Here is a 6,960-nt window from a genome sequence, read left to right as displayed (position 1 = left end):
ACCACGGTCTGGCCGGACTTGAGCAAGCGATGCTTGTCGTCGATCTCGAGCTGCTTGTAGGCCGCGCGCGAGCGATAGCCGTCGCGCTTAGCCTTGGCGACATAGGGATCGTTGAGCTGGCGCTCCAGCCACAGCTTTGACGACAGTTTTCGCTTGCCGCCGGTCCTGACCGTCACGTGCAGGCGGCCGGTTGTGTCCTTTGCCATCGTCGCACTATGCCGGCAACACGCCGTCCTCGCGCATCATCTCGATCAGCATGCCTTCGCGCAGGCCGCGATCGGCGACGCGCAGGCGCGGCAGCGGGAACGCCTGGCGGATCGCATCGAGGATGGCGCAGCCGGCCAGCACCAGGTCGGCTCGCTCCACGCTGATGCAATTGTTCTCGACGCGCTGGCGATAGCTCATTGACAGCAGGCGGCCGATGGTCACGGTGATGTCGGCGTCGTTGATCCAGATGCCATCGATACGGCGGCGGTCGTAACGCGCCAGATTGAGATGGACGCCCGCGAGCGTCGTCACCGTGCCCGAGGTGCCGAGCAGGTGCATGCCGGCGAGGTCGGCGCCATGCTCTGACGCAAACGGCGCGACATGCCGCGCGACCGCCTCGACCATCTGCGCATAGGACTGCCGCGTCACATCCCTGCCGCCAAAATGTTCGGCCAGCGTGACGACACCGAGCGGGATCGACATCCATGCTTTGGTGCGCGGCTTTTCCCCCCGCGCCTCCGGATCACGCTCGATCCGGACCAGTTCGGTCGAGCCGCCGCCAATGTCGAACAGGATGGCGCCGCGGCCCCTGGGGTCGACCAGCGGCGAACAGCCGATCACGGCCAGCGCGGCCTCGGTCTCGCGGTCGATCACTTCGAGCGCAATTCCGGTCTCGTTCGCAACCCGGTCGCGAAACCCCTGCGCATTCGAGGCCGCGCGGCAAGCCTCCGTCGCGATCAGCCGCAGCCGCCGCGCCTTCTTCGCGGCGATCTTGTCGCGGCAGACGCTCAGGGCCGAGATGGCGCGCTCGATCGCGGCCTCGCTGATGCAGCCGGTGGTCGAGATCCCCTCGCCCAGCCGGATGATGCGCGAAAACGAATCGACCACGCGAAAGCTGTCCTGGAACGGACAGGCGATCAGGAGCCGGCAATTGTTGGTGCCGAGATCCAGCGCGGCATAGACGGCGGTCCCGGCCGGGAGCGTATGGTGACCGGCCGGGGCATCGCCGCCCGCCTCGGCAGGCCCCGGCTGATCGCGCGGCACCACCGGCTCGCGAAGCCGCGTGTCATGTTTCATTCAAAATGTCTTTCCGCCGGCCATCGGCCGGCCCATGCACCGGTCATCGAAGCCCACCGCGGTGGCCGGAACCTCAAATCGGCGGCATCCAATTTCACTTTACTGAAACATTAGCAGTGCCAAGGGCCTGTGCAACTGACTCATGTCCAATCAAGCGTTGTCGTGGCCAAAACGGTGCGTTAATTGGTTATCGCTCCGCAATATGAGCGCAAAATCCGCCATTTCAGGTCTATTTCGATGCAAGATCACACGTCTCCGGCCGCCCTGGAAAATACTATCGCACTGCAAAAATACGGTGTGGGGCAGCCGGTGCGCCGCAAGGAAGACGACACGCTGGTCCGCGGCAAGGGCCGCTACACGGACGACTTCAACCTGCCCGGCCAGGCCTATGCCTGGATCGTCCGCTCCAGCCACGCCCATGGCATCATCCGCGGCATTGACACGGCGGCAGCCAAGGCCATGCCGGGGGTGCTCGGGGTCTTTACCGGGGCGGACCTGGCGGCCGCCAACTATGCGCCGTTCGTCTGCGGCCTGCCGCTCAAAAACCGTGACGGCACGCCGCTAAAGCAGACCAACCGCACCGCGCTGATGAGCGACAAGGTGCGCTATGTCGGCGACCCCGTCGCCTTCGTGGTGGCGGAAACGGCGGCGCAGGCGCGCGACGCCGCCGAGGCCGTCGTGGTCGACATCGATCCGCTGCCCGCCGTCACCGACGCTGCGGAGGCGGCCAAGCCGGGCGCCCCGCAGCTCTACGACCATATCCCCAACAACGTGGCGCTCGACTACCATTATGGCGACAGCGAAAAGCTCGACGCCGCCTTTGCCAGCGCCGCCCATGTGACGCGGCTCGACATCGTCAACACCCGCGTCGCCGTGGTCTCGATGGAACCCCGCGTCGCGCTCGCCTCCTTCGACAAGAAGAGCGAGCGCTACACCATCCAGGTGCCGACCCAGGGCGTTTCCGGCAACAAGGCCACGCTGGCGCGGATCCTGGGCGTGCCGCCGGAGAAGGTCCGGGTGCTGACGGCCAATGTCGGCGGCTCCTTCGGCATGAAGAACGTCAACTATCCCGAATATGTCTGCATCCTGCACGCGGCGAAGACGCTCGGACGGCCGGTGAAATGGACCGACGAGCGCTCGACGAGCTTTTTGACCGACAGCCACGGCCGCGGCCAGCTGATCCATGCCGAACTCGCACTCGATGCCGAGGGCAAATTTCTGGCCGTGCGCATCTCCGGCTACGGCAATCTCGGCGCCTACATCACCGGCGTCGCGCCGGGACCGCTGTCGCTCAATACCGGGAAAAACCTCGCCAGCGTCTACCGCACGCGGCTGCTCGGCGTCGACATCAAGACGGTTTTGACCAACACCACGCTGATGGGCGCCTATCGCGGCGCCGGGCGGCCGGAGGCGAACTATTACATGGAGCGGCTGATCGACCGCGCCGCCGACGAGATGGGCATCAACCGCCTCACCTTGCGCAAGAAGAACTTTATCAAGCCCGCACAGATGCCGTTCCCGGCCGCCTCCGGCGTGACCTATGACAGTGGCGACTTCCAGGCCGTGTTCACGAAGGCGCTCGAAGTGTCGGACTACGACAATTTTGCCAAGCGCCGGAAGGAAAGCCGCAGGCAAGGCAAGCTGCGTGGCATCGCGGTCGGCTCCTATCTCGAAGTCACGGCGCCTCCGTCAGGCGAACTCGGCAAGATCACCTTTGAGCCTGATGGCACCGTGAAGCTGACCACCGGCACGCTGGATTACGGCCAGGGCCATGCCACGCCGTTCGCACAGGTGCTGGCGGCGCAGCTCGGCGTGCCCTTCGAAAAAATCACGCTGGAGCAGAACGACAGCGACCTCGTGCGGTTCGGCAACGGTACCGGCGGCTCGCGCTCGATCACGGCGACAGGCGCGGCGATCGTCGAATCCGCAGGCCTGGTGGTCGAGAAGGGCAAGCAGGCGGCGGCGCATCTGCTCGAAGCCTCGGAAACCGACATCGAGTTCGGCAATGGCCGTTTCACCATCGCCGGCACCGACCGCAGCATCGACATCATGGAGCTGGCGAAACGGATGCGCGAGGGCAAGATGCCTGAGGGCGTGCCGGACTCGCTCGACGTCGACCACAACACCAAGGACACGCCGTCGACCTTCCCGAACGGCTGCCACGTCGCCGAGGTCGAGGTCGATCCGGAGACCGGCGTGGTGCGGGTGGTCGGCTACACCGGCGTCAACGATTTCGGCACCATTATCAACCCGATGATCGTCGCCGGCCAGCTGCATGGCGGCGTTGCGCAGGGTATCGGCCAGGCGCTGATGGAATGCGTCAATTATGACGAGAGCGGCCAGCCGATCACCGGCTCGTTCATGGATTATGCCATGCCGCGCGCGGAAGACATCCCATCGATGACGGTCGGCGATCACCCGGTGCCGGCGAAATCCAACGCGCTGGGCACCAAGGGCTGCGGCGAGGCCGGTTGCGCCGGCAGCCTGTGCACGATCGTCAATGCGGTGCTCGATGCGCTCTCCGACTATGGCATCAAGCACATCAACATGCCGCTGACCCCAGAGCGCGTCTGGCGCGCCATCCAGGACGCGAAGGCGAAAGTGGCGTGATTCAACAGAGGAAGCGCCTGGTGCGAGGCAGGCGAGAAGCCCAGGACTCGTCATTGCGAGGCGCGTTTGCGCCGAAGCAATCCAGACCGCGTCCGCGGGTAGACTTCTGGATTGCTTCGCTTCGCTCGCAATGACGAAAACTGACGGCGCCTACGCCGCGGCCTGCGCGCGCGGCTGATAGATCGCGACATGGTGGCAATGCGCGAGCGGCGTCGTGCTGCCACCGACCACCAGCGCATCTAGCTCGACGAAGCGGTGGCCCTTCTTCTCGTAATTGGCCGTGACCTTCGCGCGCGCCGTGATGGGATCGCCCATGCGCGCGGCGCTGAGCAGCTGCATGCGGCTGCCGACATGGATCCAGGGGCCGAGGATCGCATTGTCGACCAGCACCTTGTTCATCACCCGCTGCAACAGCCCGGGATGACCGAGACCTTCACTGGCGTAGATCGGATCGGTCTCGCGAATGTCCGCGAGATAGGCTGTTGCATCATCGCCGGCCCAGGTGCGCGGCGCCGTGCCGAGCCATTGGCCGAGCGCAAAGGAGCTTTCACTGACCGGCTGGCGTTCGGCAATCGCGGCAACCTCCCTGAAATCGGCTGTCGACACCGCAGGGGCCGATGCCGGCAGCGACGCGCTCCCGCTGGCGCAGAGCTCGCCACGGCTTTCGACCTCGATGGTCAGCACCCCATCGCGCTCGGCGCCGGCGATATCAGCGATCTCCCCATCATAGACCGGCCTCACGAAACGCGCCTCGATCAGCCCGCGCTCCAGGAACGCGCGGCCCCATCTCCGAACGGGCAGGTGCATCATATAGGCCATCACGTCGACGCCGGGAACGAGCCCGCCGGAAAAGCCGAAGCGGCGCGCCACGGTGTCGTCATGCATCCTGTTTTCGGACTGTTTGGCCGTGTTGTAGGCCGAAACCCGGTAGGTCTCGATCTCGCTTGCCATCACGTGGTGTCCCTGCGCGGTCTTCGCAGGGCTGATCGTACGCCCGGAAACATCAGTGGCAAGCCGTGTTTTCCCTTAGCAATTCACGGTCCAATGGAGTAGGACGCCGTTGAGACACATCGCCCGCATCCCATGACCGCCAGCCAAAATACCACCCGCATTTACGTCGACGCCGATGCCTGCCCGGTCAAGGACGAAATCTATCGCGTCGCGAGCCGGCATGGCCTGCCCGTCGTGGTGGTCGCAGGCAATTTCATCCGCGTTCCACACGACCCGCTGATCGAGTGCGTGGCGGCCGGCCCGGGCATGGATGCCGCGGACGACTGGATTGCGGCACGCGCGGGACCCGGCGACATCGTCGTCACGGCGGACATCCCGCTGGCGAGCCGCTGCGTGAAAGCGGGCGCGGCGGTGATCGCACCGAATGGCAAGCCCTTCACCGAAGATTCGATCGGCATGACGCTGGCGGTCCGCAACCTCATGACCGACCTGCGCGCGTCCGGCGAAATCACCGGTGGTCCAAAATCGTTTTCGCCGCGCGACCGCTCGACATTCCTCGCCACACTGGACCAGACCATCCGCCGCATTCAGCGCCGACAGGCGGATACAATCGCGCCAAGAGAAACGTCAACAGAAACGCCAGGGCAAGGCTGATGGCATGGCGCCACCGCTGATCCAGTTGAAAGACATCCACCTGACCTTTGGCGGCACGCCGCTGCTGTCAGGCGTGGAACTGTCGGTCTCGCCGGCAGAGCGGGTCTGCCTGATCGGCCGCAACGGCTCTGGCAAATCGACGCTGCTGAAGATCGCGGCCGGGCTGGTCGAAGCCGATTCCGGCACGCGCTTTGTCCAGCCGGGCGCGACGATCCGCTATCTGCCGCAGGAGCCGGATTTTGCCGGCCATGCCACCACGCTCGGCTATGTCGAGGCCGGCCTTGGTCCCGGCGACGACCGCTACCAGGCGCGCTATCTCCTGGAGCAGCTCGGCCTCGCCGGCGATGAGGACCCCCGCCACCTTTCCGGCGGCGAGGCCCGGCGTGCGGCGCTGGCACAAGTGCTGGCGCCCTCGCCGGACATTTTGCTGCTGGACGAGCCGACCAACCATCTCGATCTGCCGACCATCGAATGGCTGGAGAACGAGCTCGACGGCCGCGGCAGCGCGCTGGTGCTGATCAGCCATGACCGGCGTTTTCTGGTCAACCTGTCGCGCGCGACCGCCTGGCTCGACCGCGGAAAAATCCGGCAGATCGATCGCGGCTTTGCCGCTTTCGAGAGCTGGCGCGACGACGTGCTGGCCGAGGAAGAGCGCGAGCAGCACAAGCTCGACCGCAAGATCGCGGGCGAGGAGCACTGGCTGCGCTACGGTGTCTCCGGACGCCGCAAGCGCAACGTGAAGCGACTGGCGGGGCTGCATGCGCTGCGCGCCGAGCGGCGCAATTATCGCGGCAGCGCGGGGGCTGCGAACCTCACCGCGGCGGAAGCCGACAAATCCGGCCGGCTGGTCATCGAGGCCAAGAACATTTCGAAAGCTTTTGGCGATCGGACCATCGTCGACGGCTTTTCAATCCGCATCCAGCGCGGTGATCGCGTCGGTATCATCGGGCCGAACGGCGCGGGCAAGACCACGCTGGTCAACCTCTTGACCGGCGCCGATGCACCTGACGGCGGCACGGTCCGGCTCGGCGTCAATCTGGAGATGGCGACGCTCGACCAGCATCGCGAAAGCCTCGATCCCAAATCGACGCTCGCGGAAGCACTGACCGGCGGGCGCGGCGACCATGTCATGGTTGGCGGCAAGCCAAAGCATGTCGTGAGCTACATGGAGGACTTCCTGTTCGCACGCGAGCAGATGCGCACACCGCTGGAAGTGTTGTCCGGCGGCGAGCGCGGCCGGCTGATGCTGGCGCGCGCGCTGGCGAAGCCATCGAACCTGCTGGTGCTGGACGAGCCGACCAACGATCTCGATCTGGAAACCCTCGACGTGCTGGAAGAGATGCTCGGCGATTACGCCGGCACGGTCATCCTCATCAGCCACGACCGCGACTTTCTCGATCGGGTCGTCAACGCCGTCATCGTCCCCGAAGGCAATGGCAAATGGGCGGAATACGCCGGCGG

5 protein-coding genes and 1 pseudogene are annotated in these 6,960 nt (G+C 65.5%); 3 read left to right on the top strand and 3 right to left on the bottom strand.

Translation table 11 applies throughout. The features are described 5' to 3' along the window. Positions 1-206 (bottom strand): annotated as a pseudogene (locus JOZ76_RS27915) (rRNA methyltransferase); the annotation flags it as partial. Positions 207-213: 7 nt separating this feature from the next. After that, the gene (locus tag JOZ76_RS27910; protein WP_291704157.1) at positions 214-1,284 is read right to left on the bottom strand and encodes a Ppx/GppA phosphatase family protein; all 1,071 of its coding nucleotides are present in this window, start codon (positions 1,282-1,284) and stop codon (positions 214-216) included. A 237-nt stretch (positions 1,285-1,521) separates the two neighbouring features. Between JOZ76_RS27910 and JOZ76_RS27905 the strand changes: the two genes are divergently transcribed. Then, a complete protein-coding gene (locus JOZ76_RS27905; RefSeq protein WP_291704155.1) occupies positions 1,522-3,894 on the top strand; it encodes a xanthine dehydrogenase family protein molybdopterin-binding subunit in 2,373 nt (790 codons plus the stop codon). 150 nt (positions 3,895-4,044) lie between these two features. On the opposite strand, the gene JOZ76_RS27900 is transcribed toward JOZ76_RS27905, so the two are convergent. Further along, a complete protein-coding gene (locus JOZ76_RS27900; RefSeq protein WP_291704154.1) occupies positions 4,045-4,845 on the bottom strand; it encodes a hypothetical protein in 801 nt (266 codons plus the stop codon). A gap of 132 nt (positions 4,846-4,977) precedes the next feature. Here JOZ76_RS27900 and JOZ76_RS27895 point away from each other — a divergent pair, with 132 nt between their 5' ends. Both JOZ76_RS27895 and JOZ76_RS27890 read left to right on the top strand, forming a co-directional pair. Beyond that, entirely contained in the window at positions 4,978-5,499 is a 522-nt protein-coding gene (locus JOZ76_RS27895; RefSeq protein WP_291704152.1) for a YaiI/YqxD family protein, read from the top strand. A 4-nt stretch (positions 5,500-5,503) separates the two neighbouring features. Continuing rightward, a partial coding sequence (locus JOZ76_RS27890; RefSeq protein ID WP_291704151.1) for an ABC-F family ATP-binding cassette domain-containing protein occupies positions 5,504-6,960 on the top strand: 1,457 nt, incomplete at its 3' end.

Origin of the sequence: Bradyrhizobium sp. (genome assembly GCF_019244115.1) — a bacterium.
In the GTDB taxonomy this organism is placed as follows: domain Bacteria; phylum Pseudomonadota; class Alphaproteobacteria; order Rhizobiales; family Xanthobacteraceae; genus Bradyrhizobium.
Note: the sequence above shows the minus strand (reverse complement) of the source record. Positions and strands in the feature narration are given on the sequence as shown.